The following is a 24,745-nucleotide window of genomic DNA, read 5'->3' as shown; positions in this document are numbered from 1 at the left end:
CTTTTATGTAGAAAGTAAGGAAGGTAAAACGATGGGGAAAAGAATTACAGTTTATTTAGTTGGATTAGCGATAAATGCTTTAGGTATTGCTTTAATTATTTTTTCAGCAGTAGGAGCAGGCGCCTGGGATACGGTTGCCATTGGTTTGAACCACAGTTTGGGTTTAACCATTGGAATATGTACGGTGATTATCCAGGTATTCGTCGTCGTTATTACTGGATTGATTGAAAGAAAAAGGCTGCAGTATGAATCTATTATCGCAATTATCATTCGTAGTGCATTCTTAGATGCCTGGATTTTTCTCGTTTTTAATCAGATGGAACAGCCAATCTCCTTGGGATTAGAGTGGTTATATTTTATTGGCGGAATGGCTGCCATGGGTATCGGAATCGGTATCTATGTAGAAGCTCGTTTTCCCAAGTCACCAATTGATGGACTGATGCTTGCTCTTCATAATGAATTTAATTGGAGTATTAATTATTCAAGAATCATAGTGGAACTAAGCGGAGCTCTAATCGGTTTTATACTTGGCGGACCTGTTGGACTAGGGACATTAATTATTGCCTTATTTGTCGGAAAGATTATTCAAATGGTTAACATGAAAGTGAAAAAAGGGTTAAATTTAGAATATGGGTATAAAGGGACAGATACCGTGTCTCAGATAAAATAAAGTCAAGTCAAGTTCTTTATTATAAAGAGCATTAACTAGTTAATTCAGAAAATTAATGTACATTATATTCATATTGCTTTATCCCATGAAACTTTTATGTTAGTATAGAAAATATAAATTAATAGAAAAGAATGTTAGGAGGAGTCTGTCACCAAGGGATATCTATGCCCTTTGTTGCAGACTCTTTTTGTGTTCTTTTCTTATTTTAGAAAATTTAAATAATTGTTAAGGGGTGAAAGTTTATTATTGATACTCCAAAAAGGGGGAAAGATAGGGAGGATTTATTATTGAAATAATTGACAACAAAAAGGGGTTAGTATCTCAGAAATAAGGAGGTTTTGTTTTGTCATATCTGCATTGGGCGATAGTAGCGCCATTATTTTTATCTATATTTATTCCGATTTTTTACAAAGTATTCCGTCGGATACATACAGGTTGGTTTGTGTTGCCTTTACCAATTTTATTGTTTGTTTATTTTCTATCTTTCCTGCCGGTTACAATGAGCGGGAAAACAATGATGGAATCGATGAACTGGATTCCATCATTAGGAATTAATTTTACAGCGAAAGTCGATGGACTTGGACTTTTGTTTTCCTTATTAATCACAGGAATTGGTGCTTTAGTTGTTCTTTATTCCATTTACTATTTAGCAAAGGATAAAGAAAAGCTAAACCAATTTTATGTTTATTTACTGCTCTTCATGGGTGCCATGCTCGGAGTTGTATTATCAGATAACTTAATTGTCTTGTATGCATTTTGGGAGCTCACTAGCTTTTCTTCCTTTTTATTAATTGGCTATTGGTACGAACGAGAAAAATCTCGTTATGGTGCACAAAAATCCATGCTAATTACCGTGTTTGGTGGACTTGCTATGCTTGGAGGAATCATCCTTCTTTACATCATGACAGGTACCTTTAGTGTTACAGAAGTTATCTCCCAAGCTAATGAAATTTTTAACCATGCATTATTTGTACCTGCGCTGATTTGTATTTTACTTGGTGCCTTTACAAAGTCTGCACAATTTCCATTCTATATTTGGCTTCCAGATGCAATGGAAGCACCAACGCCAGTTAGTTCTTATTTACACTCGGCGACAATGGTTAAAGCAGGTATATACTTAGTCGCACGATTTACACCTGTATTCGGAGAGCATTCTCTCTGGTTCTGGTTAGTTTCAGGTGTCGGAATATTGACATTGATCTGGGGTTCTATCTTTGCTGTCAAACAAACGGATTTAAAGGCTATCTTAGCGTTTTCCACTGTCAGTCAATTAGGACTGATTATGTCACTGCTAGGTGTTGGGGCAGCAGCGCTGCATTATGAATTTTTGGATGATAACATCTTTACTGTAGCTGTTACAGCAGCTGTTTTCCATTTAATTAATCATGCTACGTTTAAAGGAAGCTTGTTTATGGCAGCGGGTATAGTAGACCACGAGACAGGAACAAGGGATATACGTAAATTAGGCGGGTTAATGCATTTTATGCCTATTACGTTCACGATTTCAATCATTGGTACCTTCTCAATGGCAGGGATTCCTCCATTTAATGGATTCTTAAGTAAAGAGATGTTCTTTACAGCAATGGTTCATGTAATTGAAATGGATATATTTAATCTTGAAACATTGGGGATTTTATTTCCGGTGTTTGCTTGGATTGCTAGTATTTTTACCTTTGTATATAGTATGATTCTTGTTTTTAGAACCTTTACAGGTAAATACCAGCCTGAAAAACTGGATAAAAAACCACATGAAGCTCCAATTGGAATGCTAATTTCACCAGTGATATTAGTTTCACTTGTGATTATTTTCGGTTTTTTCCCAAACCTATTATCACATAGTCTGATTTCACCAGCTATGGCTTCGATTCTTCCAAGCCTGTTAGGACCCGGGGAAGAATTTATGGTTCATATATCTTTTTGGCATGGATTTACCATTGAACTATTTATGACACTAGGCGTTGTTATTTTAGGAATCATTCTATATAAAACACATTCAAAATGGAAAAAAATCTATCAAGCGATTCCAGATAAACTTGCTCTTAATCGATTTTATGATTCCTTGTTAGAAGGAGTACAGTTAGGATCCCATAAGTTAACGAAGTCTTATATGAATGGATCGATTCGATCGTATCTAGTATATATCTTTGCATTCTTTATTTTTATTCTCGCTGCTACTCTAATAGGAAAGAATGCGTTTAAATTAGATACAAGCAATGTATCTGCTATAGGTGTATATGAAGTCGTCTTAGCCATTTTTGTTGTGGTGGGCTCTATCAGCATTCTTTTCGTTAAATCAAGAATGACTTCTATCATTTTACTTGGTGCAGTGGGGTATACTGTTTCCTTGTTTTATGTCCTTTTTAGAGCGCCTGATTTGGCTTTAACCCAGTTAGTAATTGAAACCATTTCTGTTGCTCTATTCTTGGTTTGCTTCTATCATTTGCCTAAATTAAGAAAGTTTGAAACAAGGATGCGTTTTAGGCTGACAAACGCTCTCATTTCAGTAGGTGTAGGTGCAATGGTTACCTTAATCGCACTGTCTGCTCATAGCAATAAATTATTTGATTCCATATCAAAATACTACGTGGAGAATACGTATACAGAGGCCGCTGGTAAAAACATGGTAAACGTCATTCTAGTAGATTTCCGCGGCTTTGATACGCTCTTTGAAATTACGGTATTGGCCATTGCTTCTTTAGGAATCTTCGGCATGATTAAATTAAGATTGAACAGGAGGAAAGAGGGATGAGAAAAACAAATAATATCATTCTTGAAACAGCGATTAAAGTTCTTCTTTTCATGATTGTCCTGTACTCAGTCTATATTTTTACAGCGGGCCACTATTATCCCGGTGGAGGATTTATAGGGGGACTCATGACTGCAGGTGCCATTGTTCTTCTATTAATAGCATACGATATCAAAACGGTTGCGAAAATTTTACCTATCAACTATCGAATTCTTACGTCGATTGGACTTCTATTTGCCATTGGAACAAGTGCAGGTGCGATTGTTTTTAATGTGCCGTTTTTAACACATGCATTTGGAGATATTCAATTACCGATTCTGGGGGAATTATCTCTTCATACTGCCACACTATTTGATTTAGGTGTTTACTTTGTCGTTGTTGGGGTAACGATGACCATTATTCAAACGATTGGGGAGGACGAATAATGGAAATTATTATGGCATTTGTCATTGGTATATTATTTATGACAGCTACTTATCTCATGCTGTCAAAAAGTTTACTGCGTATTATCGTTGGGACAGGCTTGTTAAGCCATGGGGCTCATCTCCTTATCCTTACCATGGGTGGATTAAAAAGAGGGGATGCTCCTATTTTAGGAGGGGATGCAGTGAGCTACACAGATCCACTGCCACAGGCGCTCATTTTAACAGCCATTGTTATCAGCTTTGGGGTAACAGCCTTTTTCTTAGTTTTAGCTTATCGATCGTATCAAGAGCTTGGGACAGATAATGTAGAAGAAATGAGGGGAACAGAGAAAGATGACTAACTTAATCATTTTACCTATATTAATCCCCTTATTTACTGGGGCAATATTAATATTGTTATATAAACAAATCACGGCTCAGCGTGTGGTTGCAATGATTTCTTCTATTGCCACAATCATTACTTCTTGGTTAGTTGTACAGAAAGTTCGGGAGGACGGGATACAATCTCTGAATGTCAGCAGCTGGGATGCTCCGTTCGGGATTACGCTAGTTTCGGATATGATGGCCGCACTTTTAGTTTTAACAACAAGTGTCATCGGGTTTGTTTGTTTAATTTATTCGTTTAAATCAATTGGTAAAGAACGAGAAAAGCATTACTACTATGCTGTATTTAATTTTTTACTAGTAGGGGTAAACGGTGCATTTACAACAGGAGATATCTTTAACCTATTCGTGTTTTTTGAGGTTATGCTTATGTCTTCTTATGTAATGCTAGTGCTTGGAGGAACAAAAGTTCAATTAAGAGAATCGATTAAGTATTTGCTCGTGAATGTGATTTCATCGGCGCTATTTGTTATTGCGGTTGCCTACTTATATTCCGTAGTCGGCACGTTAAATATGGCACATATTTCTGCTAGGATTAGTGAAATTAGTACAAATGGCATGCCTGGAATTTTATCGGTGATTGCTGTCATGTTCTTAATCGTATTTGGTTTAAAAGGAGCCATTTTTCCACTGTATTTTTGGATGCCAGGATCCTATGCCGCACCACCTATACCTGTTCTAGCTCTATTTGGTGCATTATTGACAAAGGTAGGAGTTTATTCAATTACAAGAACATATACCCTTTTCTTTTATCATGATATGGATACTTTTGGCCTTCTTTCGATTTTAGCGCTTTTATCCATTATAGTAGGTGTAATTGGTGCAATTGCTTTCTGGGATATGAAGAACATTGTTATTTATAATATCATTATCGCTGTAGGTGTCATCTTGTATGGGGTGTCTGTTTTGAACACGGCTTCCATCACAGGAGCTATTAATTATTTAATCCACGATATGATTATTAAAGCTGCATTATTCCTGCTTATAGGGATTGTCATTTATATTACGGGGACGAGCGATTTAAGAAAGGTCAGCGGACTGATTACTCGTTATCCAGGTCTTGGCTGGACATTCTTTATTGCTGCCCTAGCACTGGCAGGTATACCTCCATTAAGCGGTTTTGTTGGAAAACTTCTTATTGTTCAAGGCGGATTTGAAGGAGAAAGCTTTGTTGGAGCTTTCATCGTCTTAATGTCCAGTTTACTCGTACTTTTCTCTATTATGAAAATCTTTATTAACGGTTTTTGGGGAAAGAGTCGTACTTACAATGGAGAGGAACAAGCTCCTGTAAGATTCTTGCTTATTGCTCCTATTCTTTTAGTAATCATTTCAGCTCTATACGGAATTGGTTCGGAGTCTATCTTACCGTATATTAATCAGGCAGCAGATACATTACTCGATCCCAATATTTATATCGATGCTGTCTTAAAGGAGTGATAAGTTATGGCATTTCAAATGTTATTGAATGTGGTGTTGGCTTTTTTATGGATGTTTATTAAGGTATCCTACGATCCCATTAGTTTTATAAAAGGATATATTTTCGGCCTCCTTGTCATCTTTGTGCTTAGGCGCTACTTCCACAGCCGTTTTTATCTATTTAGATTATGGTCCTTTGTAAAATTGATTTTCCTTTTTATAAAGGAGCTCGTTTTATCCAATATTTCTATTGTAAAAATTGTATTAAAGCCTAATTTAGATATGAGACCTGCCATTTTTGCGATGGAAACGGAACTAACGGAAGATTGGCAAATAACACTTCTGTCGAGTTTGATTACCTTAACCCCAGGTACATTAGTGATTGATGTATCAGAGGATAATAAAACCTTGTTTATTCATGCCATGAATATTGGAGAAATTGAAGATGAAATTAACAGTATTAAAAATTCTTTTGAAAAGGCCATTTTGGAGGTGAGCAGGTAATGCTTGAAATCATTATTCGATTAGCTTTGTTATTCTGCTCTATTTCTATGCTTGGGTTAATTTATCGTGTGATAAAAGGTCCTAGTGTTGCTGACCGTGTCATTGCGTTAGATGCTGTTGGCATAAACCTTGTAGCTATTACAGCATTGATTTCGATTGTGTTAAATTCACATGCTTTTCTCGAAATTATCCTTTTAATTGGTATCCTTGCTTTTATCGGAACAGTAGCGTTTGCTAAGTATTTAGAAAAGGGGGTTATTATTGAACGTGAGCGAAATCATTAATATTCTCATTGGATTTTTTATTTTAGCTGGTGCGGTGCTCTGTCTTATTGCTACTTTTGGAGTGATTAGACTCCCGGATGTGTATACAAGAAACCATGCAGCTTCAAAGGCAGCTACACTAGGAGTCATGTCCATTTTATTGGGAACTTTCATATACTTTTATGCACTTGAAGGTCACTTTAATTCGCGGCTCATCTTAGGAATTGTGTTCCTTTTCATGACTTCTCCAGTTTCTGGACATTTAATTAATAGGGCAGCTTATTATTCAGGAGTAAAACTCTGGGATAAAACGGTAAGAGACGATTTAAAAGAATATAATAAAAAAATGATGGGTAAATCATCTGCCAATTAATATCAGAATAAAAAAGTGTTCCATTTTTGGAACACTTTTTTCCTATTTATTTTATATGTTATGAAAATTCTTGAGTAATCTTAACTTCTTATTAAGGCTCAATAATCCGAACATACTCTCTAGGCTTAAAGGGCTCAGATAATTTCCATTGAACATTCGACATCCCAGTATTTACATTCGTATTCAACTGAGAATATTCAACATTTATTGGAACTGCATTTAAATTGTTTATATCGGATTCCATTTCATTAAGAGTCGTTTCCTGATGATTTGGTTCCTGTTTCTGCAGTAACCAGGCTGATGAAAATAAAAGGAAGAAGATAGACAAGCATACGGCGATTTTTATTTTCATTTTGTACAGACACCTCCCATTAAGATTAGTTTGTACAAATGAAGTGTAATCTTAATCATTTGTAAGCATGAATCTGCTATATAAATGGAATGTTTGTTATTTATTCAAAAAGATTGTACCAATAGCAATAAGACAAATTCCAATAATAGAGTAAATGGAAATCTTCTGCTGTAAGACGAAAATCGATAAGATTGTAACAAGAATCGCATATACTCCCGTTTGAATACCGCCGAGCATGACCGTATTTCCAAAGGTTTTGCTTCCTTGAATAAACGCCCATGCTAGAAAAATGTTTCCTATGAAAGTAAGGGGAAGAAAATATACATTAAATTTAATGCTGTCTTTTAAAGTGGGCTGAAAAAAATAAGCAGATAAAATCGGTAATAAGGAAAAAACAATCGAACCCAATATAATGGCGCCAATGATAAGTAATTTCAATCCAACACCTCATTTTGTATCATATTCCTTTATCTTACATAGTATCGCATATGCTTTTTCCTTCTATTCATTGGGGGCAGGATAGGTGATTAAGAACCTCAGGAAGGTTCTAACCATCCATTTCAGTACATTCCTTAATTATTAACCTTTCGTTATGATTTTGTTGGACCTTTTTGAAAAAGTTAACGCAGAATCAATAGTGTTTCAATATTTCTTTGGTACAGTGGTGCTAATAGGATATTTCAATAATGCTATTTTCTAATGCAAGGAGTGTGTGCTCATGCGATTTTCTTCTGTATCTAAGATGAATGGGTTCCTTCCAACATTTAAGCGTTATCCGGATGACTTTGATTTACCATCGATTCCGTACAGTCACACAGTTTTCCATACAACTTCATTAGTATCTAATATCCCTCTTTTGCTTGACCGCAAATGTAGATTATCCAATTGCCTGAATCCATTCTTTAACAAACCCTGCCTGCCTTTATTCGCACAATCAGAGTAAGTCCTTTATAAAAGGTGTAAATGACAGAGGAGTGGTGGAGACATGAGGAAACCGAAGGTCTTAATTTTAACAACGAATTACGGGAATGGCCACCTTCAAGTGGCACGTGCCCTTGAAGAGCATTTTCTTCGGAATAACCGGGCAAATGTTGCGGTCCGGGACATCTACCAAGAAACAAATCCGCGCATACATGAATGGACAAAAAAACTCTATTTAAAAAGTTATACGAAGAGCGGCAGACAGCTATATCGGCTTTTTTATTATGGCAGTCAGGGGATAACGAAAAGAAAACCATTAAAAATCTTTTCCTACGGTTATTCTAAGCTCATGAAGATTATTAAGGAAGAACAGCCTGACGCTATTATTAATACCTTTCCATCCTTAGCGGTTCAGCATTTTCTCATGAAAACTAATAGAGTAATCCCTACTTATAATACGGTGACTGATTATTGTTTGCATCAATCATGGATACATCCTGCTATTGATAAGTACTATGTAGCTACACAGCAGTTGAAATCACAATTAATTGCTCACAACATTAATCAAAAAAACATTGTTGTGACCGGAATCCCTGTTCAATCCCAATATAACCGAAGCTTTTGCCGCCAGTTACTAGAACGAAAATATCAGCTAGAATTGGACCGTAAAACCATTTTAATTGTGGCCGGTGCGTATGGAGTTTCAAAGGAAATCAAACATATTTGCGAAGGACTTCAGAATGATAAAGCCTTGCAAATACTTATCGTTTGCGGGAAAAATAATCAGCTGTACGAAGAGCTTCAATTGAGATTTTTGCAGGAAACACATGTGCGTGTTTTTGGATATGTTAACCAAATGGCTGAATTGTTTGAACTAGCCGATTGTGTGATAACAAAACCTGGCGGAATTATTTTATCGGAGGCGGTAGTTAAAAATGTTCCGATTGTTTTAATGGGAGCAACGCCGGGACAGGAGAGAGAAAACGCTGAATTTTTCCAAAGCAGCAGAGCTGCCATTTCATATGAAACGTGGGAACAGTTAGTCGAAGAGACGCATAAACTGATTCATAATGAAGCCAAATTATCAGAAATGAAAGAAGCTTTAACAAGGCTCCTTCAACCGCAAGCAGCAGAGAGCATTGTACATGATGTATTGCAAACCTATTATTGGCATCATTCACAAAGCATGGTAAAAGGATAAGGGAGGTCCACCAATGTGGATACGTCAACTCATGTATTAACAGGTGTAGGATTAGCAGGTTTATCCTATCTTGATCCAACAATCTCCAGTCATCCGGAACTGCTTATCCCCATGTTATTTTGCACTATATTAGGATCTAATGCACCAGATATTGACTATATTTATAAATACAAAGGAAACGATGTATACTTACAAAAACATAGAGGAATGAGTCATTCTCTCTATGCACAGGGGTTCCTTTCGCTTGTCATAGCGGGTATAGCTACGATGGCCAACGGGGGACAATTCTTTTCGACCTTTTTGATATGGACCTTATTAGCAATGATTCTTCATGTCTTATTCGATATTTGTAATATTTACGGAACACAGGCATTTCGACCCTTTACACAAAAATGGTTAGCTTTAAATCTTTTAACGATTATTGATCCATTCATCACGGCTCTTCATTTGGGAGGTATTATTTTCTGGTTTGCAGGTTATTCGTCGGGAATGGTCTTCTTGATTGTATACGTAACCACCTTACTTTATCTTTTGATTCGATATATGATTCAAATAAGGGTTAAAAAAGCACTGCTGCTTTTTCGGGAATCCGGGGTAACGTATACGCTTCTTCCAACATTCAGCCTGAACCGCTGGAAGATAGTGGCTAGTTTTAAGCACCATTATAAACTAGGAAAATATGAAAATAATCGAATTACCTGGTCAAAAGTGCTGATGAAAGCAAGTGAACATAATGAAATTATCGCAGCTTCAAGAAAGCATATATTTATTGATTATTTGCGCATGCACACCGATTATTTACATGCAAAGGTGAAGACATATACGGATGGATATGAAGTCCAATGGTTTGATCTCCGCTACCAATCTAAATTCGATGAACCATTCGTTGCTGTTGTCAAACTAGATACACAGCTTAATTTAATTCAGTGTGAGGTTAAACGCGGGTTCATGGCTGTTCCGGAAAAAGCCTAGTAGGGCGAAGGGGCACTCATGTCCCAATTCAACTATTTATGTAATATAGCATAAGATAAAAAATAATTCGTTATTTTAACGAGTTATTATTTTTATGATTTAGTGGGACAAGATGTCTAAGTCATATTTATGAAAATACTTCCATAATTCAGTAAAGATAATTCACATTGTTCAGTTGCAAGGATATATTATATGTATATATGAATATATATACATATAATATATTTTTTCCTTTTAAATATAGAGAAGTAATTGAAAAGGATCAATATTGTGTTGGTTTGCTTATTGTTGTTTGTATCATCATATGAATTGCAATAGATAAAAGCCTGTGAAATAATAGCGGAAACATTTAGAAAGGAGTTTTTGAATTGAAGGTGTTAGTGGTTGGAGCAAATGGACAAATTGGAAAGCAGCTGGTGGGACTTTTGAAAGGAAGCTCCGAGTATACGGTTAGAGCGCTATTGCGGACCGAACAGCAGGTGAAGGACTTTGAACAGCTTGGCGTTGAAGCGATATTGGGTAGCTTGGAAGGTACAGTAGAGCAGCTTACAGAGGCAGCTAAAGATTGTGAGGCAGTTGTCTTCACTGCAGGTTCAGGCGGGCAGACAGGTTATGATAAAACACTGCTGATCGACCTTGATGGTGCTGTAAAAATGATAGAAGCTGCTGAAAGTGCAGGAGTAAAGCGGTTTATTATGGTCAGTGCCATTCAGGCTCACAATCGTAATCATTGGAATGAGCAGATTAAACCTTACTATGCTGCTAAACATTATGCCGATAGAATTCTCGTTCAAAGTAAACTTACTTACACGATTATCCGCCCAGGCGGTCTTCTGAATGAACCGGGAACAGGCAAGGTGAAGATTGCGGAAAACCTTGAAAGAGGCTTTATTCCAAGGGAAGATGTGGCGAAAACAATTGTCGCTGTTATAAAAGAAAAGAGCACATACAATAAATCATTTGATCTTGTCTCAGGCGAAACTCCTATAACCGAAGCTGTTCAAACAATCTAATGTCGAGTGCCAGGCGCCATCCATTAAAGGGATTTTGTCTGGCATCTTGTTTTTAAGAAGCTGGCAGAGCGGTCAGGTTATTTCTATAATATAATAATAGAAAAAACAATCACAAGGAGGCGAAATCATGAACGTCATTTTATTTGATGGAGAATGCAATCTTTGTGACCGTAGTGTTCAATTTATTATAAAGAGAGACAATAAAGCTTTATATAAATTTGCCTCTACGAAAAGTGATGCAGGGCAGAAGCTATTAAGAAAGCACCGTGTACCTGTAGATTTAGATAGTTTTATTCTAGTTGAAGGCAATAAATGTTTCTATAAATCAACAGCAGCCCTGAGAGTTTGCAAGAATTTAAAGGGTGGGTGGAAGCTATTATATGGTTTATTAATAGTTCCTAAGCCAGTACGTGATTATGTCTATGGAATGGTTGCAAAAAACAGATATAAATGGTTCGGGAAGATGGATAGCTGTATGATTCCATCACCAGAGATTAGAAAACGGTTTTTATAAAAAATATCCTGGAAGTACAATCCGTGCACTTTGTCAGATATAATGAGGTGAAAAAATGAATGACGATAAAGAAAAATCGAATGTAGGATATACCATTTTTAAGCCAACCGGAGTACGCCACGAATTTCCTTATGTTGATTTAGTGAAACAACAAGTAATCGGGACTGTTTCATATAAGGGAAAAATACATATGAAAGTTATTGTTGATGTAAAAGCAAATACTATACAAGTTGAAGAGGATGTTGTTGAATTAGGAGATTTAAGCATGGATCGAGACTCCTACATAGATATGTTCAAACATCAGGCAAGGTTTTTTATTGATAACCACATTTCGAACCCGAAAAAGTATTATGAGGATTTAATAAATAATTAAATATCATAGACTAACCGCAAGGGAGAATAGAGATAACACTGAAGTGATTTTGTTATATTAAGATACTAATTTGGTTTATAATACAAAAGAGAATATAAAGCATCAGGAGGAATTGGACATGATAATCACAGACGAAGCCCGTGATAAATTTAAGCAAATGTTCAAAGAAGAGAATGCCAAAAACATTCGCATCTTTTTTGTTGGCTATGGCTGAGGGCAGCCAAGAATTGGACTAGCTCTGGATGAGCCGGAATCAGATGATATAATCGTTACAATAAATGAAATAAAGGTAGCCATTGATCCCTTTATTGAACCGAACACAGAACACATTATTCTAGATCGAAGTGGAGATGGAAAAGGGATTTCCATGCTAGGAAATACAGGGAATTGCTGCTAGAAAATCCATATATTTCTTGAAAAAGTTTGATAAGCAATGAAAAAAGGGTTACACGTGTGACCCTTTTTTCATTGGGAATGACCTAAGGGCATGAAAGTTACCCCTTCTTAAAGCGAGTTACCACCTGTCCTTTAATCACGCTTTCTTTCATTCTTTATGTAATAACAGCTGAAAAATAAAGGTTATATCCATTGAACGATTTCGTTTAGACTTTTTCTTGTTTTGGGTCTTTGAGGATCTTCCTTGCGATACCCAAAGGCTGCCATTACGGATGGTTTATATGTCCCATTCTCTAGCAACCCTTCACTTTCAAGAAGGGCATGCACATCATCAAAGTGAAAACCTTCAATTGGTGTAGAATCAATCTCGATTTGTGCCGCTGCTGTCATCATATTTGCTAAGGCAATATAGGTTTGTTTAGATGCCCAATCGAATAAAGTTCGCTCATTATTTAACATGTTCCATTTCGTTTCTTGGAATTCTTTGAATCCTTTTAGCACCATTTCAATCGTATCATCAGGCATTTTTTGTACAGATTTCATATGATTAATTATGTATTCTGAATCATATCGCATATCTACTCGAGCAAGAAGGATAATAAAGTGACTTGCTCCTTTTAGTTTCACTGCTGCTCCAGAAGCGACTTTTGCTAATCGTTCTCTAAACTCAGGACTTTGTACAACTAAAAATTTCCAAGGCTCTAATCCATAAGAACTTGGTGATAATCGCCCTGCCTCTAAAATCAGTTGAAAGTCTTCCTCCGAAATTTTTTTATTAGCATCATATTCTTTCGTTGCATGTCTGAAATAAAAAGCATCCAAAATTTCTTGTTTTTTCATCATTAACTTTGACATTCTATCCCTCACTCGTAAACTAAATTCAATTGGATCTTATTTATCTTCTCTTAATAAATATTGATTTCCATCTTGATCATAAAATGTGAACATGGTGCCAAAAGGCATTCTTAACATTTCTTCTACTTTTACTCCAGTTTGTTTCATTTTCTCATAAGCCGATTCAATCTCAGTTGTGCTGAAAAGGATAGATGGATGAGCAATCGCAGAAGGGTTTTGCTGTTCCATTGCTGCCTTAGAGTAAAGAACTAAAGTCGTAAATTCATCCTCACTAGGTCCTACTTCTAACCAAGTCATATTGGGCCCCATTGGTTGTTCAAACTTTACAACAAAACCAAGCTTATTGACCCAAAACTCTTTTGCTTTTTCCTGATTTTCGACATACACTGTAATTTTTCCAATTTTATTAATCATTGATATCACCTTTTTTCATATGCAATGATTAAATTTTAACAAACACCTGATTGTAAAAGCAATTTATCGTGTTTCTAGAAAGTAATCGCTGTTTGTTTTGGAAAATTAAAAAGACTTTGTTTGGATGCTCAAATTTATATACGTTAGTTGAGACAATGCTTACTTAAACTTTCAATGCATGTTAGTTCTATATATATCCTTTTTAATATTTCGACATATACTAGTGGATATTTGACTCATCTAAGCGATATGGTCATGAAACGGGAGGAGAAAACTCGTTTTCTCCTCCCGTTTCATGACCATATCGCAACCTTTCAGCGGTGCTGAAAGGCGTGTGAAAAGGACTTTTCACACGGATGAGTCAAATATCTAGCGGAAGAACCATATTTACTACCCGTACATGATAGAAAAAGAATTCCTATGTCGATTTAATAAGTCGGATATATATATAAGGAATGTTACAATCAGGAAAATTAGCGAAGGGCAAAATACGTTTTAATAACGATATGATTGAGAAATCCCCGAACTTAGGACTTCAACTGCACCGGTGTAGGGACGGGTTAATTAAAATAGAATGAGAAATTGGAGTGAAATGATGGATATTCAAATGATTATTTTAGACCTAATCCATAGAAAAATAATTGATTCGAAATTGATAGAATTTGAAAAATTAAATGGAGGTACTATTAGCGAGTTGTATCTCCTTAACAGTAAGGGCAGTAAATATGTCGTTAAATTAAATGAACCAAAAGTTATCGAATCAGAGGCGCATTTTCTTCATTCATACAAGGACTCAAATTTGTTACCTAAGCTTTTATTTGTTGAACAATCATACAAGTACATTGTTTATTCGTTTATAGATGGGGCAACAAACTATAATCGAAAAGATAAAAAGGATATGCTAAAAGCTCTTGTACAAGGACTTCTAAATCATTATAAGTCTGTTCCCGATATCGGTTGGGGATGGATGGATCAACCTGCAGTTTCATGGCAGTGTTTTCTTAAAAATAAGATTCTAGAGGCAAATAAATTAATAGATTCACGATTAGAAATAGGGGACCATCATTTCGTACTTAAACTCGTCGAAGAGATTAAAACAGATAGAAAACCATACTTGTTACACGGTGATTGTGGAGTACATAATTTCATTTTTAATGATGGGAGGCTAATTGGTGTGATTGACCCAACTCCTGTTATTGGTGAACCTCTTTATGATTTAATCTATGCCTTCTGCTCTTCTCCAGATGATTTAACAAAAGAAACGCTTGATTCAGCAGTAAGTGAATGGATGATAAAAAGTGAACATAATCATCCATTTTTATATCTAGAAGTAATGATAGGTTTATATCTTAGACTAGGTACTTGTATTAAACATCATCCACAAGATTTTGAGGAATATTTAACAGCTTGGCACTACTGGAAGAACATTATCAAAAAGCTTTAGCTTTATATTTCCCTTACTTTGGAGAGGCAGAAAATGAGATGGGGATGGTTCAACATTGTAAAAGCATAGTAGCTATGGTAAATGAAGAATATATTGTAAAAGCATAGTAGCTATGGTAAATGAAGAATATATTGTAAAATAAAGGAAGGCTTATACAAGGAGGTAATAAATGAAACTATTTGAAGCACATAATGCAAGTAAAAAAATAGATGGGAAAGGTATTTTGCATGACATTTCAATCACCATTTCTCAACGTGAAAAGATTGCTATTACCGGAGCAAATGGTTCTGGAAAAAGCAGTTTATTAAAGCTCATTGGCGGAATTTATGAGCATTCTTCAGGACAGGTCATCCGTTCTCCATTAAAAGTTGGTTATGTTCCGGAACATTTTCCTGAAACTATTCGTTTCAAAATTTATGAATATTTAATGCTCACAGGAAAAATGAATAAGAAATCAAAAGGTGAGATTAAGAAGAAGATAGAATATTATGCGACAGCATTTTCCATCTTACCATTTTTATCCACCCCATTAAAAAATTGCTCGAAAGGGACCAAACAAAAAGTGGGGATTATACAGGCACTAATGAAAGATCCTAATTTACTATTATTAGATGAACCATTAACAGGATTAGACGAACAGACGAAAAAGGAACTTTTACACCTCCTTCAATCCATCCAAGGAGAGTGTACGATTATTTTTACAGCACATGATTCACTATTAATTAACCGATTAGCCTATCGGGAAGTAGTCATTGAAAACGGTAAAATCGTCTCAGATTCTACTAAATCAGAAAGCGAAAAAATAAAATACATATTAGCAGAGATTCCTTCGACTGATTTCATTTTATCCATTCCATCCTTATCGTATCAATCTCGAGATGGAAATAGAGTTGAAATAATGGTTACAGCTGCTGAGTCAGATCAGGTGTTAAGGATGCTGCTTGACCAAGGTTGTTCCATTGTCGAAGTAATAGAGAAGAGGTAGGCCGTTTGACATATTTTGTTATCTATCAACTCATCGGCTTTATTCGCTCTTTAAAATTTATCCCTCCAACTGTTTTCTTTTTAACTTGGATTTTTATCTTGTATGCCTATAATAATGCTCCCATTCTCAGCAGTTACGGAGTATCCTCGATTGCACTGTACCTTGTCATGACCTGGATTACGATGACTATTTTTACATTGGAGGCAGATAGTGAGAAACATATTTTATTTAGCCAGCTTGGAAGGTAAAACAAATTTCTAGTTGGGAAATGGGTGGCGTGTATCGTTTTTATGGTTCCTCTCCTGCTGTTTGCTTTCTTATTTCCTATTGTGACAGATAGTTTCAAAGGAAATTTGTCCATGGAGTCATCTATTTTTGCCATATACAGTCATATAGCCTTTTCAGTGTTTGGTATTATTTTAGGAACTCTATTTACAGCAACGATAGTAGCTATGAAAAAATATGCTTGGCTTTCCGCCATGTTTGTGTTGGTTCTTTCACTGGTTGCAAAAGCGCTGATTGAATCCTTTCCCTTATTTAAAACGGTCGACTGGATTTTACCTCCAGTATATAAAATTATTGAGCATATGCTTGACGGAGAGATTATCATGTTAAAAGAAACCCTTTTATTCGATATTTCTTTTGTTATGATATATATCATCGCGGCAACAGGAATAACGATGTTTCTTTTTAAAAAAAAGGAGAGGTAAGTGGCCACTGTCAGGATAAAGTTTGGAATCGTCCTTTGTTCTACATCGCAAAGAACAGCATCAACAGTTATAATAAAAGAATAAGAATATGAATCTTGTAGAAGAAGGTATGGGGGTAAATGGAGTGGAGTCGAATAAAGATAAACATAAGGTTAAACTTTTTACGTTGAATTCAAACTGGGAGCTGGCATCGGAAATCGCTGACATATTAGGATATGGGTTGGGGAAAGTCAATGTTTCTCGGTTTAGTGATGGGGAAATACAAATACATATAGAAGAATCCGTACGAGATAGTGATGTTTTTATCATTCAATCAACATCCGATCCTGTCAACGAACATATCATGGAGCTGTTAATCATGATTGATGCTTTAAAAAGGGCTTCCGCCAGTCAAATTAATGTAATAATTCCTTATTTTGGATATGCACGACAGGATAGACTAGCACGGCCGAGAGAGCCAATTACAGCAAAATTAATGGCAAATCTCTTGGAAAAGGCTGGTGCTACGAGAGTTCTTTCTATTGACCTCCATACGGACCAAATGCAAGGTTTCTTTGATATCCCGATGGAACACTTAACTGGGATCCCTGTGCTGTCACAATATTTTGAGAACAAAGGGCTGGACAATGCTGTTGTTGTATCACCACATCATGGAAGTATTAGAAGAGCAAGAAAGCTGGCTGATTTACTAGATGTTCCTCTTGCTCTTGTAGATGAAAGAGCCCCGGAGGAATGTGGCACTGAAACTCTTAGTGTCATTGGGCATGTGAAAGGGAAAAATGCCATTATCATTGATGATATGATTGATACAGGGACAACTATTTCTCATGCAGCGAAGGCTTTAGAGGTAAGCGGAGCTAAAACCATCTACGCTTGCTGTACGCATCCCGTTTTCACTGGAAATGTGAAGGAAAAAATCGACTGGTCTCCAATTACAGAATTAATTGTCACGAATACGATTCAAATGCCAAAGGAAAAGAACATAGAGAAGGTAAAAACCATCTCTATCGCACCGTTAATTGCAGATGCCATTGATCGAATTCATTATGAAAAAGCAGTAAGTCCTTTGTTTGAATAGGCAAGTAGAATCCATTTAATAATGATTGAAAAAAGCCGAACAGATTCACTGTGAACTGCACCCGAATGATTAGATTTTGTGTCTAATTATTGGGGTGCAGTTTAATCCTTATTTGGATTTATTCAGCTTTTTATATTTTAGATAAAACATAGCCTTCCATCGAAATTCAATTCATTTCTTCATTCTATTTATTCCTCACTCTGTAAGAAAGATTGATTTCTATGGTTCAAATAGAATGACTGAATGTCATAACACACGGTAAAACAGCAGCTGTTAATGGCGCTGCATAGTTTGAAGATAGCAGTATTTATTATTCTTTTTGCAATGTGTATCATTTCAATAGTGTTGAAAAAAGCACGATAAAAGAAATAACATCGTATGTAATAAAAAATGATTAAAGTTGATTATCCGTTGTCTTGCAAGAAAATGAGTAATTTGGCTGTAATTGTATTTGCATATAGTACATATCTCTATAATCAAGAATCATTAGAATTTGTTCATTGGATACGAATGATTGTCTTTTCCATCATGGGGATTATTTTCATACTCTCTACTATCACTTATGTTTTTAATAAAGAATACGCTTGGAGAGGATTAGTAGGGGGAGCAGCATTATTGCCCATTCCATTAATGTTACAGCTCCTCTTATTCCTTTTGTCTATCATAAGAACAATCATTCGTGCTATTTTTGAAGGTAATCTTCCAGAGTCCCTTCAAGTATTCATTGAAAATTATCCAAGTAAATTTGATATTGTTATCCTATCGGTGCTTATTATTATAGAAATTTTGTGGATCATTGATATACTGCGAACTAGAAAAGAATAGGAATGGAAGGAGGGAATGACGACGGGAGAGCAACCATCTTTTATTGCAGAAGCAAGGTGCTATCGCTGAAAGTATGCTCATGACGGGTGAAAAATTTGATATCGAAGGCTTACAAAAGCGATTTAGTATACATGGTAACGAAGATGGTAAAGTAGATATGATTAAATTTCTAGTAAAAGGCAACGGTTTAACCCATAAAATAAAAATAAAGTTAGCATTGTAAAAAAAGCAGATGGAGAATGTTTATGCTCCTTCTGCTTTTTGTTCCTATTTACTTTACGTATTTTATCGGTGTTGATCGATTAAAATTTGATTTCCATCTGGATCTTCAAGTGTAATAAATGCTGGACCTTCACTTGTTTCATCGGCCTCAGTAGTGATAGATATTCCTTTTTCTTTGAGTTGTTTTTGCAGTTCTCGTACGTCTGTAAAAGAATCAAGATTTTGGGCATTCTCATCCCATCCTGGGTTAAAGGTCAGAATGTTCTTTTCAAACATGCCTTGGAACAGACCGATGATACAATTTTCATTCTTCATAATCAGCCAATTTTGAGAAATATCTCCTCCTAGGTCATCAAAGCCTAAGTTTTCATAAAATGCTTTTGATTTATGAATATCTTTTACGCTCAAACTGACAGAAAATGCTCCTAGTTTCATGTCTCTACCACCTTTTTTTATCATTATTATCAGTATAAAGAAGTTTTTTAATTAACCATATTAACCAATTAGAAAAGGAAGATTCGTTACTAGGCTTTTAAATGATTTATTATTTTACCAGCCGTAAGACTGTTTTAAACTGATCATGGTCGCCTCGTTGCATTAGTTCATATAAAATCATTTCTGTGCTAGTGGGCATAATTCCAAGAGCCTGCATTTTGACTAAGCCGATTTGTTTATTTTCTTTTGTGCGAGAGGACACTGCATCGACAACCACTTCAACCTCGAAACCTTGTTCCTTTAATTGTCTTGCTGTTTGATACACACAAATATGCGTTTCAATGCCTGTTACAAGAAATTGCGTTCTGCCGCTCATCTTTACAGCCTCCATAAACGATTCTTCGCGGCAAGCACTAAAGGATATTTTGGATATCGGTTGACCTTTCATATGCTGAGCAATCGCTGCAGTTGTAGAACCTAATCTGCTGGGGTTTTGTTCTAGCCACAGAATGGGAATCTCTAGTGCTTGCATTCCCTGCACAAGCTTGGCTGTATTTTCAATGACCGATTCACTTTCTTCTACAATCGTTGCTAGTTTTCCTTGTACATCCACCACTACTAAACAGGCTTTTTCAACTGAAAACATACGAACACCCCTCTATTAATATCTAAATTTTCTAATAATTATATCATAATTGCTTACGTTAATAATGATAATACTTGCTATTCGACAAGGGATTTTCTTTGCTATGCTTTTGTCAGTTTTAAATAGTTGTATAATTTTACCTATAAAAGCAAAAAATAATCAAAGAAGAATCTTGTTACTTGAAAGGTTGAATGAAAATGATAATTCATGTATGTCCAAAATGCTACGAGGAAGGAAAGCTAGTTCAAGTTAAATTCATAGGTAACTACGGTATCGTGATGTGGTGTGATGAGTGCCAGGAAGCATATTATGAAGAGGATTCACTAGTTGAAGCATTATAAAAGATAACCATGAAAATTCCCTCATATAGCTTTCCGTATTATTGATTGATTACAAAGTGTTAATTCGTTAAGAATTAACGCTTTTTTTATTGAACTTACCTTTTTTAGAATATGCTATAATGAAAATGAGTAGGTTGAATATGGAATTTTATACATTTTATTCTATAGCATTACCTATAGCTTAATGGGGATTCTAATGTTTACAGACCTTAGATGATATTTTTAGTTTTTAAAGGGGAGAAGTAGAATGGAGTCAATATGGCTAGAATATGCTTGGGCATTATTAATTTTAATCGGATTAGAAGGTTTGTTATCCGCTGACAATGCTCTAGTATTAGCAGTCATTGCCAAGCATTTACCCGATGATCAGAAAAGAAAAGCTATCAATTATGGGATTATGATGGCCTTTGTATTTCGGTTTCTTGCTCTATTTGCCATTTCTTTTATCGCAAATATATGGCAGATACAGGCAATCGGAGCGGCATATCTTCTTTACTTAGGCTTAAAGCATATTATTCAAGCTCGTTTCGGGAAAAAGAATGAGGATATTCATAAAGACGATGAAAAAGAAGCAGCTGGAAAAGGGTTTTGGCCAACAGTTGGGAAAATTGGATTAGCTGACCTGGCTTTTGCCATTGATTCAATATTAGCTGCGGTTGCTCTTGCCCTTGGTCTTCCAGATTCACCGCTAGGCAATTTCGGCGGTATGGATGCAGCGAAGTTTGCGGTTGTTGTTCTCGGAGGTATTGCCGGTCTTATACTGATTAAGTATGCTGCCACTTGGTTCGTACAACTTCTTGCTAAACGTCCAGCATTGGAAACAACCGCATATGCGATTGTTGCTTGGGTTGGAGTCAAACTTGCTGTTATTACGCTAGCTCATGAGGATATTGGAATCTTAGATCATGATTTTCCACATAGTACAGCATGGACATTAACGTTCTATGGAGTATTAGTCGCCATTGCCCTCATTGGCTGGTTTGCACCGGAAAAAAAATCAGTCCATACAGAGCCGAAATCAGAAAGCGGCAGTTGATTGTATGAAATGAATCTCACAAAAAACACCCTTGGAATGAATGACATTCTAAGGGTGTTTTGTGTTACAAGACCATTGTGACTGTCCCTGTGGCTCTTTCTGAATAAAAATTCTTTTTAAAGGAAATCTTATACGTGATGATGAATACGAGTTAAGGGGATTACTAATGGATATTATAAACCCAATGGATATAATGAAACCAATTAATATAAGCTCAAAAGAATTAGACGAATCTCAACCTTTATCAAGCGTTGAAATGGGTAAACTATGGGTTACCTATTTTGGAAACAGCATGTCTGTACAAATCCTAACGTATTTCCTCCACCATTGTGAAGATGAACATATTAAAACACTATTGCAAAATGGGTTGACCTTATCCAAAGATTTTATGCAGAGAATCGAAAAAGTTTTTGAGGCAGAAAATTTCCCAGTACCAATAGGATTTACCAAAGATGATGTTAATCTGGGTGCCCCGCGTTTATACGAAGACACTTTTTACCCACATTATTTGAAATATGCAGCTAAGGCTGGACTTAGTATCTATGCGGCAGCCCTTCCAATCGTAATGAGGGAGGATATTCGAGAATTTTTCGTTTATGCCAATCAGTGCACCACTATCCTATTAGGACAAATAAATAATGTTCTATTTGAGAAAAAGTTAATAGCAAAACCACCGATTATTCCAACCCCCAAAGGACCGGACTATATAAAAGAGCAGAATTATTTAAGAGGTTTCATTGGGGATATTCGGCCGTTACATGCGTTAGAAATTACTCACCTTTATGATAACATTGAAAATAATACGACAAGTAAAGCATTATTATTGGGATTTTATCAAACGGTTCAAGATGAAAAGATAAAGGCTTTGTTTAAACGTGGTCTAGACATGACAGAGAAATCGGTGAAGCAGTATATCGAAAAGCTGCATATAGAAAACTTACCATCCCCATCATACATAGACCATTTAGTCACAACATCCAAATATCCGCCATTTTCCGATAAAATCATGTTATTTCATAAAGTGGACATGTTCTCCATGAAAATCAGGTCTTTTGGAAACTCACTTGCAGTAAATGGAAGAAGAGATTTATCCATGCTTTATGGAAGAACGCTCATAAACATTGGCTTATTTGTAGATGATGGTGCCAATATTTTAATTGATAAAGGTTGGATGGAATCCCCTCCAAAAGCATTTGATAGAGAATAAATTTCAATTGAATAGTACCAAATCAAGCTGACTGGAAATTATTTTCTAGTCAGCTTTTTAATAAGTTTGTCATACAGCAAAATCAAAATGGCTTGGCAGACATCAAAATAATGATAATGATGGCTAGAAGAGTAGCGAGCATATGAATAGGGGCGGTTGACTTGGAGACGGCCATATATTCTTCCGGAATTTCTTCACCATCAGAGCTCATAACAACGGGAACTACCTTTTTCATTTTTGAACCGATGACAACGTAAATTAATAATTCAATAATAATATATAGTACGATTGAACCAACGAACCAAATTTCTTTAAAATAAGCAGGTGTGATGAATCCCATGATGAGTCCTGTGACGATTAGAATTCCTCCGCCAATCTTAGGATATAACTCTAATTTTTTTAGCAGTCCCAATGTGTGTTTTAATTGAGATAAATTTTTTGCCATATTTGAAATGACAGGAAAAGCAAAGGTAACTCCTATTCCAATAATAGCTGCCAATACATGAATTAAGACTAAAATAGAATAAAACAAATGAACAACACCTCCTATTGTAAACACATTAATGTATGCTCTAAGCGAAATAGATATGATATTTTAAATATACATAAATTTAAATAAATGGATTCCTATACTAAAGTAAACCAAAAGCAGCAACTAAGTTCTTATTTCCTTATTAACGGTAACCAGGATTGGTTTACAAGGAAAGGCTGTGCGAGTCTAAATGATTATATGAGGATAGAAGAACAGAGATAATAGGAATGATAGAATAAAAAATAGCTGATTTAAGTGAATAGTAATTTTCAAAAAGGAGTTTACTATGGAATTAGAGTTAAAAGGGAAAGTCGCAATCATTACAGGTTCAAGCAGGGGGATTGGCTTAGAAACAGCACTATATATAGTAAAAGAAGGGGCAGAGGTAACTATATTGTGCAAGAAATAAAAAGCATTTAGAAGAAGCGGCTGCTTATATTCTTGAACAAACAGGGAAAGACGTATTATATGTAGAAACAGATGTGACAAAAGAAGAAGAGTGTCAAAGGATAGTTTCTGCTACAGTCGAAAAATATGGGCGGTTAGATATATTAGTTAATAACGCTGGAACGTCCCAACCTTTTGCGTTTGAAGAGGTGGGAACAGAGGTTTTGCAGCAAGATCTTGATTTGGTTGGATTCGAAGTGAGCAGATTGAAAAAATGTGGAAAGACGTGTACCCAGAACAATCATGGGAAGAATTTTCTCAACAGGATTGCCAAATTCCACTAGGACGGATTGGAAATACCGATGAAGCAGCTAAAGTGATTACCTTCCTTGTTTCAGATGCTGCTTCATATGTTTCAGGCACAGCGGTTAATATTAATGGCGGTTTAGCGGGAACATTATAACAAAAAGCGCTTGGGAGCTTCAATTAAATAGTTCCGATAACGTGGAGAAAATCTAAAATTGCAGCACAAATAACATAAGATTTCGTTGCATGAATAACAGATAAATAACAATATAACTAGCGCATAAAAAAGCTTGAGACTTTTCCTAAACTTTTGTCTTTAATATGTTTTTCTTGTTTAATTAAAGGAGAAGTTGTACAAGTTTATTAGACGCTTAAGCGAGTTTGATAGGTAAGCGGAGAAATTTCTCTTAATTAGAAAATAGCACTGAAAATAGCTTAAATAGACGGAAGGATTCCGACTATTGACTCGAAAAACGTAAAAATGGGTCATCTTGCTTTGCTTAATCGGAAAACCTTCGCTTATATCCCCCGAATCGAGCTCTATTATGCAGTCTAACCGACAAATCTCCGCTTATTTTAATTACCTTTGGATACCTACTTAAGTAAAAAAACAACATAGCAAATTGCAGACGAATTAACATACTAATTAGCACATTGACAACAACTATTGTCAATATGTTTTTTAGGTTCGATTTTTCTCTCTAATTAAAGTGGAAATATCACATATTTGTTGATATATAAGAGGAAAATAAGAGACCAAATCATATGTGATTTGGTCTGATAATTAACATACTATTTG

Annotated in this window: 30 protein-coding genes and 1 pseudogene; 24 read left to right on the top strand and 7 right to left on the bottom strand. The window is 35.7% G+C overall.

From position 1 onward, the window contains the following. The first annotated feature begins 31 nt into the window (after window positions 1–31). From F4V44_RS12740 to mnhG, 8 genes are all read left to right on the top strand, one after another. Window positions 32–670 (top strand): YczE/YyaS/YitT family protein, encoded by a 639-nt coding sequence (locus F4V44_RS12740; protein ID WP_150440392.1) that lies wholly within the window; start codon window positions 32–34, stop codon window positions 668–670. Window positions 671–1,013: 343 nt separating this feature from the next. After that, on the top strand, window positions 1,014–3,419 hold the full coding sequence (locus F4V44_RS12735; protein WP_150440391.1) for a Na+/H+ antiporter subunit A: 2,406 nt from the start codon (window positions 1,014–1,016) through the stop codon (window positions 3,417–3,419). Then, the gene (locus F4V44_RS12730; RefSeq protein ID WP_150440390.1) at window positions 3,416–3,841 is read left to right on the top strand and encodes a Na(+)/H(+) antiporter subunit B; all 426 of its coding nucleotides are present in this window, start codon (window positions 3,416–3,418) and stop codon (window positions 3,839–3,841) included. Before F4V44_RS12735 ends, F4V44_RS12730 begins: the two co-directional genes overlap by 4 nt. Further along, on the top strand, window positions 3,841–4,182 hold the full coding sequence (locus F4V44_RS12725) for a Na(+)/H(+) antiporter subunit C (RefSeq protein ID WP_150440389.1): 342 nt from the start codon (window positions 3,841–3,843) through the stop codon (window positions 4,180–4,182). The genes F4V44_RS12730 and F4V44_RS12725 overlap by 1 nt, the downstream gene beginning before the upstream one ends. Beyond that, on the top strand, window positions 4,175–5,662 hold the full coding sequence (locus tag F4V44_RS12720; protein WP_150440388.1) for a Na+/H+ antiporter subunit D: 1,488 nt from the start codon (window positions 4,175–4,177) through the stop codon (window positions 5,660–5,662). Before F4V44_RS12725 ends, F4V44_RS12720 begins: the two co-directional genes overlap by 8 nt. Window positions 5,663–5,668: 6 nt before the next feature. Then, window positions 5,669–6,145 (top strand): Na+/H+ antiporter subunit E, encoded by a 477-nt coding sequence (locus tag F4V44_RS12715; protein ID WP_150440387.1) that lies wholly within the window; start codon window positions 5,669–5,671, stop codon window positions 6,143–6,145. Beyond that, window positions 6,145–6,429 carry a Na(+)/H(+) antiporter subunit F1 gene (locus F4V44_RS12710; RefSeq protein WP_150440386.1) on the top strand — a complete coding sequence of 95 codons (285 nt, stop codon included), beginning with the start codon at window positions 6,145–6,147 and terminating at the stop codon, window positions 6,427–6,429. The genes F4V44_RS12715 and F4V44_RS12710 overlap by 1 nt, the downstream gene beginning before the upstream one ends. Next, a complete protein-coding gene (mnhG, locus tag F4V44_RS12705; protein ID WP_150440385.1) occupies window positions 6,413–6,781 on the top strand; it encodes a monovalent cation/H(+) antiporter subunit G in 369 nt (122 codons plus the stop codon). Before F4V44_RS12710 ends, mnhG begins: the two co-directional genes overlap by 17 nt. Window positions 6,782–6,872: 91 nt before the next feature. Here the strand turns inward: mnhG and F4V44_RS12700 are convergent, their stop codons facing one another. After that, entirely contained in the window at window positions 6,873–7,133 is a 261-nt protein-coding gene (locus tag F4V44_RS12700) for a hypothetical protein (RefSeq protein WP_150440384.1), read from the bottom strand. 96 nt (window positions 7,134–7,229) lie between these two features. Further along, entirely contained in the window at window positions 7,230–7,571 is a 342-nt protein-coding gene (locus F4V44_RS12695) for a hypothetical protein (protein ID WP_150440383.1), read from the bottom strand. A gap of 547 nt (window positions 7,572–8,118) precedes the next feature. On the opposite strand from F4V44_RS12695, the gene F4V44_RS12690 reads away from it, so the two are divergent. The 5 genes from F4V44_RS12690 to F4V44_RS12670 all read left to right on the top strand — a co-directional run bounded on the left by F4V44_RS12690 (window position 8,119) and on the right by F4V44_RS12670 (window position 12,127). Then, window positions 8,119–9,255, top strand: coding sequence for an MGDG synthase family glycosyltransferase (locus F4V44_RS12690; RefSeq protein ID WP_150440382.1), 1,137 nt, complete (start codon window positions 8,119–8,121; stop codon window positions 9,253–9,255). Between the two features lie 15 nt (window positions 9,256–9,270). Continuing rightward, window positions 9,271–10,227 carry a metal-dependent hydrolase gene (locus F4V44_RS12685; protein WP_150440381.1) on the top strand — a complete coding sequence of 319 codons (957 nt, stop codon included), beginning with the start codon at window positions 9,271–9,273 and terminating at the stop codon, window positions 10,225–10,227. A 368-nt stretch (window positions 10,228–10,595) separates the two neighbouring features. Beyond that, complete coding sequence (locus F4V44_RS12680) at window positions 10,596–11,240, top strand: SDR family oxidoreductase (protein WP_150440380.1); 645 nt, start codon at window positions 10,596–10,598, stop codon at window positions 11,238–11,240. A 127-nt stretch (window positions 11,241–11,367) separates the two neighbouring features. Beyond that, on the top strand, window positions 11,368–11,754 hold the full coding sequence (locus F4V44_RS12675) for a thiol-disulfide oxidoreductase DCC family protein (RefSeq protein ID WP_191090658.1): 387 nt from the start codon (window positions 11,368–11,370) through the stop codon (window positions 11,752–11,754). Between the two features lie 55 nt (window positions 11,755–11,809). Continuing rightward, a complete protein-coding gene (locus F4V44_RS12670) occupies window positions 11,810–12,127 on the top strand; it encodes a hypothetical protein (protein WP_150440378.1) in 318 nt (105 codons plus the stop codon). A gap of 579 nt (window positions 12,128–12,706) precedes the next feature. Here the strand turns inward: F4V44_RS12670 and F4V44_RS12665 are convergent. Together F4V44_RS12665 and F4V44_RS12660 are read right to left on the bottom strand one after the other, a co-directional pair. Continuing rightward, window positions 12,707–13,378, bottom strand: a complete 672-nt coding sequence (locus tag F4V44_RS12665) for an NAD(P)H-dependent oxidoreductase (protein ID WP_150440377.1) — start codon at window positions 13,376–13,378, stop codon at window positions 12,707–12,709. 36 nt (window positions 13,379–13,414) lie between these two features. Further along, on the bottom strand, window positions 13,415–13,792 hold the full coding sequence (locus F4V44_RS12660; protein ID WP_150440376.1) for a VOC family protein: 378 nt from the start codon (window positions 13,790–13,792) through the stop codon (window positions 13,415–13,417). Between the two features lie 574 nt (window positions 13,793–14,366). On the opposite strand from F4V44_RS12660, the gene F4V44_RS12655 reads away from it, so the two are divergent. From F4V44_RS12655 to F4V44_RS12625, 7 genes are all read left to right on the top strand, one after another. Continuing rightward, window positions 14,367–15,236 carry an aminoglycoside phosphotransferase family protein gene (locus tag F4V44_RS12655; protein ID WP_223881876.1) on the top strand — a complete coding sequence of 290 codons (870 nt, stop codon included), beginning with the start codon at window positions 14,367–14,369 and terminating at the stop codon, window positions 15,234–15,236. Between the two features lie 169 nt (window positions 15,237–15,405). Then, complete coding sequence (locus tag F4V44_RS12650; RefSeq protein ID WP_150440375.1) at window positions 15,406–16,221, top strand: ATP-binding cassette domain-containing protein; 816 nt, start codon at window positions 15,406–15,408, stop codon at window positions 16,219–16,221. Between the two features lie 5 nt (window positions 16,222–16,226). Next, window positions 16,227–16,469, top strand: coding sequence for a hypothetical protein (locus tag F4V44_RS12645; RefSeq protein WP_150440374.1), 243 nt, complete (start codon window positions 16,227–16,229; stop codon window positions 16,467–16,469). Window positions 16,470–16,580: 111 nt separating this feature from the next. Then, the gene (locus tag F4V44_RS12640; RefSeq protein WP_150440373.1) at window positions 16,581–16,931 is read left to right on the top strand and encodes a hypothetical protein; all 351 of its coding nucleotides are present in this window, start codon (window positions 16,581–16,583) and stop codon (window positions 16,929–16,931) included. Window positions 16,932–17,055: 124 nt separating this feature from the next. Beyond that, the gene (locus F4V44_RS12635; RefSeq protein ID WP_223881875.1) at window positions 17,056–18,009 is read left to right on the top strand and encodes a ribose-phosphate diphosphokinase; all 954 of its coding nucleotides are present in this window, start codon (window positions 17,056–17,058) and stop codon (window positions 18,007–18,009) included. 390 nt (window positions 18,010–18,399) lie between these two features. Then, window positions 18,400–18,834, top strand: coding sequence for a hypothetical protein (locus tag F4V44_RS12630; RefSeq protein WP_150440372.1), 435 nt, complete (start codon window positions 18,400–18,402; stop codon window positions 18,832–18,834). A 43-nt stretch (window positions 18,835–18,877) separates the two neighbouring features. Next, a complete protein-coding gene (locus F4V44_RS12625) occupies window positions 18,878–19,057 on the top strand; it encodes a hypothetical protein (protein WP_150440371.1) in 180 nt (59 codons plus the stop codon). A gap of 62 nt (window positions 19,058–19,119) precedes the next feature. On the opposite strand, the gene F4V44_RS12620 is transcribed toward F4V44_RS12625, so the two are convergent. Together F4V44_RS12620 and F4V44_RS12615 are read right to left on the bottom strand one after the other, a co-directional pair. Next, complete coding sequence (locus F4V44_RS12620) at window positions 19,120–19,491, bottom strand: VOC family protein (RefSeq protein WP_150440370.1); 372 nt, start codon at window positions 19,489–19,491, stop codon at window positions 19,120–19,122. A gap of 109 nt (window positions 19,492–19,600) precedes the next feature. Next, on the bottom strand, window positions 19,601–20,137 hold the full coding sequence (locus tag F4V44_RS12615) for an isochorismatase family protein (protein ID WP_150440369.1): 537 nt from the start codon (window positions 20,135–20,137) through the stop codon (window positions 19,601–19,603). Window positions 20,138–20,334: 197 nt separating this feature from the next. Here F4V44_RS12615 and F4V44_RS27355 point away from each other — a divergent pair, with 197 nt between their 5' ends. The 3 genes from F4V44_RS27355 (at window position 20,335) to F4V44_RS12605 (ending at window position 22,721) form a co-directional block, all read left to right on the top strand. Continuing rightward, a complete protein-coding gene (locus F4V44_RS27355) occupies window positions 20,335–20,478 on the top strand; it encodes a hypothetical protein (protein ID WP_191090657.1) in 144 nt (47 codons plus the stop codon). Between the two features lie 247 nt (window positions 20,479–20,725). Beyond that, entirely contained in the window at window positions 20,726–21,514 is a 789-nt protein-coding gene (locus F4V44_RS12610) for a TerC family protein (protein WP_150440368.1), read from the top strand. 166 nt (window positions 21,515–21,680) lie between these two features. Next, the gene (locus F4V44_RS12605) at window positions 21,681–22,721 is read left to right on the top strand and encodes a DUF3231 family protein (protein WP_223881874.1); all 1,041 of its coding nucleotides are present in this window, start codon (window positions 21,681–21,683) and stop codon (window positions 22,719–22,721) included. Between the two features lie 82 nt (window positions 22,722–22,803). Here F4V44_RS12605 and F4V44_RS12600 read toward each other — a convergent pair whose 3' ends face one another. Then, window positions 22,804–23,253 carry a DUF2269 family protein gene (locus tag F4V44_RS12600; RefSeq protein WP_191090656.1) on the bottom strand — a complete coding sequence of 150 codons (450 nt, stop codon included), beginning with the start codon at window positions 23,251–23,253 and terminating at the stop codon, window positions 22,804–22,806. Window positions 23,254–23,539: 286 nt separating this feature from the next. On the opposite strand from F4V44_RS12600, the pseudogene F4V44_RS12595 reads away from it, so the two are divergent. Then, window positions 23,540–24,103, top strand: a pseudogene (locus F4V44_RS12595) (SDR family NAD(P)-dependent oxidoreductase). Window positions 24,104–24,745 lie beyond the last annotated feature (642 nt).

The sequence above is a fragment of the Niallia endozanthoxylica genome (genome assembly GCF_008710145.1).
In the GTDB taxonomy this organism is placed as follows: domain Bacteria; phylum Bacillota; class Bacilli; order Bacillales; family Cytobacillaceae; genus Bacillus_BD; species Bacillus_BD endozanthoxylica.
Note: the sequence above shows the minus strand (reverse complement) of the source record. Positions and strands in the feature narration are given on the sequence as shown.

Coding starts and splice junctions, on each gene's coding strand:
- F4V44_RS12715 (WP_150440387.1), top strand. CDS start 5,669: ATGGCATTTCAAATGTTATTGAATGTGGTGTTGGCTTTTTTATGGATG.
- F4V44_RS12620 (WP_150440370.1), bottom strand. CDS start 19,491: ATGAAACTAGGAGCATTTTCTGTCAGTTTGAGCGTAAAAGATATTCAT.
- F4V44_RS12725 (WP_150440389.1), top strand. CDS start 3,841: ATGGAAATTATTATGGCATTTGTCATTGGTATATTATTTATGACAGCT.
- F4V44_RS27355 (WP_191090657.1), top strand. CDS start 20,335: ATGATAATTCATGTATGTCCAAAATGCTACGAGGAAGGAAAGCTAGTT.
- F4V44_RS12610 (WP_150440368.1), top strand. CDS start 20,726: ATGGAGTCAATATGGCTAGAATATGCTTGGGCATTATTAATTTTAATC.
- F4V44_RS12740 (WP_150440392.1), top strand. CDS start 32: ATGGGGAAAAGAATTACAGTTTATTTAGTTGGATTAGCGATAAATGCT.
- F4V44_RS12655 (WP_223881876.1), top strand. CDS start 14,367: ATGAGAAATTGGAGTGAAATGATGGATATTCAAATGATTATTTTAGAC.
- F4V44_RS12720 (WP_150440388.1), top strand. CDS start 4,175: ATGACTAACTTAATCATTTTACCTATATTAATCCCCTTATTTACTGGG.
- F4V44_RS12675 (WP_191090658.1), top strand. CDS start 11,368: ATGAACGTCATTTTATTTGATGGAGAATGCAATCTTTGTGACCGTAGT.
- F4V44_RS12640 (WP_150440373.1), top strand. CDS start 16,581: ATGGAGTCATCTATTTTTGCCATATACAGTCATATAGCCTTTTCAGTG.
- F4V44_RS12650 (WP_150440375.1), top strand. CDS start 15,406: ATGAAACTATTTGAAGCACATAATGCAAGTAAAAAAATAGATGGGAAA.
- F4V44_RS12730 (WP_150440390.1), top strand. CDS start 3,416: ATGAGAAAAACAAATAATATCATTCTTGAAACAGCGATTAAAGTTCTT.
- F4V44_RS12615 (WP_150440369.1), bottom strand. CDS start 20,137: ATGTTTTCAGTTGAAAAAGCCTGTTTAGTAGTGGTGGATGTACAAGGA.
- F4V44_RS12665 (WP_150440377.1), bottom strand. CDS start 13,378: ATGTCAAAGTTAATGATGAAAAAACAAGAAATTTTGGATGCTTTTTAT.
- F4V44_RS12660 (WP_150440376.1), bottom strand. CDS start 13,792: ATGATTAATAAAATTGGAAAAATTACAGTGTATGTCGAAAATCAGGAA.
- F4V44_RS12605 (WP_223881874.1), top strand. CDS start 21,681: ATGGATATTATAAACCCAATGGATATAATGAAACCAATTAATATAAGC.
- F4V44_RS12690 (WP_150440382.1), top strand. CDS start 8,119: ATGAGGAAACCGAAGGTCTTAATTTTAACAACGAATTACGGGAATGGC.
- F4V44_RS12670 (WP_150440378.1), top strand. CDS start 11,810: ATGAATGACGATAAAGAAAAATCGAATGTAGGATATACCATTTTTAAG.
- F4V44_RS12630 (WP_150440372.1), top strand. CDS start 18,400: ATGATTAAAGTTGATTATCCGTTGTCTTGCAAGAAAATGAGTAATTTG.
- F4V44_RS12710 (WP_150440386.1), top strand. CDS start 6,145: ATGCTTGAAATCATTATTCGATTAGCTTTGTTATTCTGCTCTATTTCT.
- F4V44_RS12700 (WP_150440384.1), bottom strand. CDS start 7,133: ATGAAAATAAAAATCGCCGTATGCTTGTCTATCTTCTTCCTTTTATTT.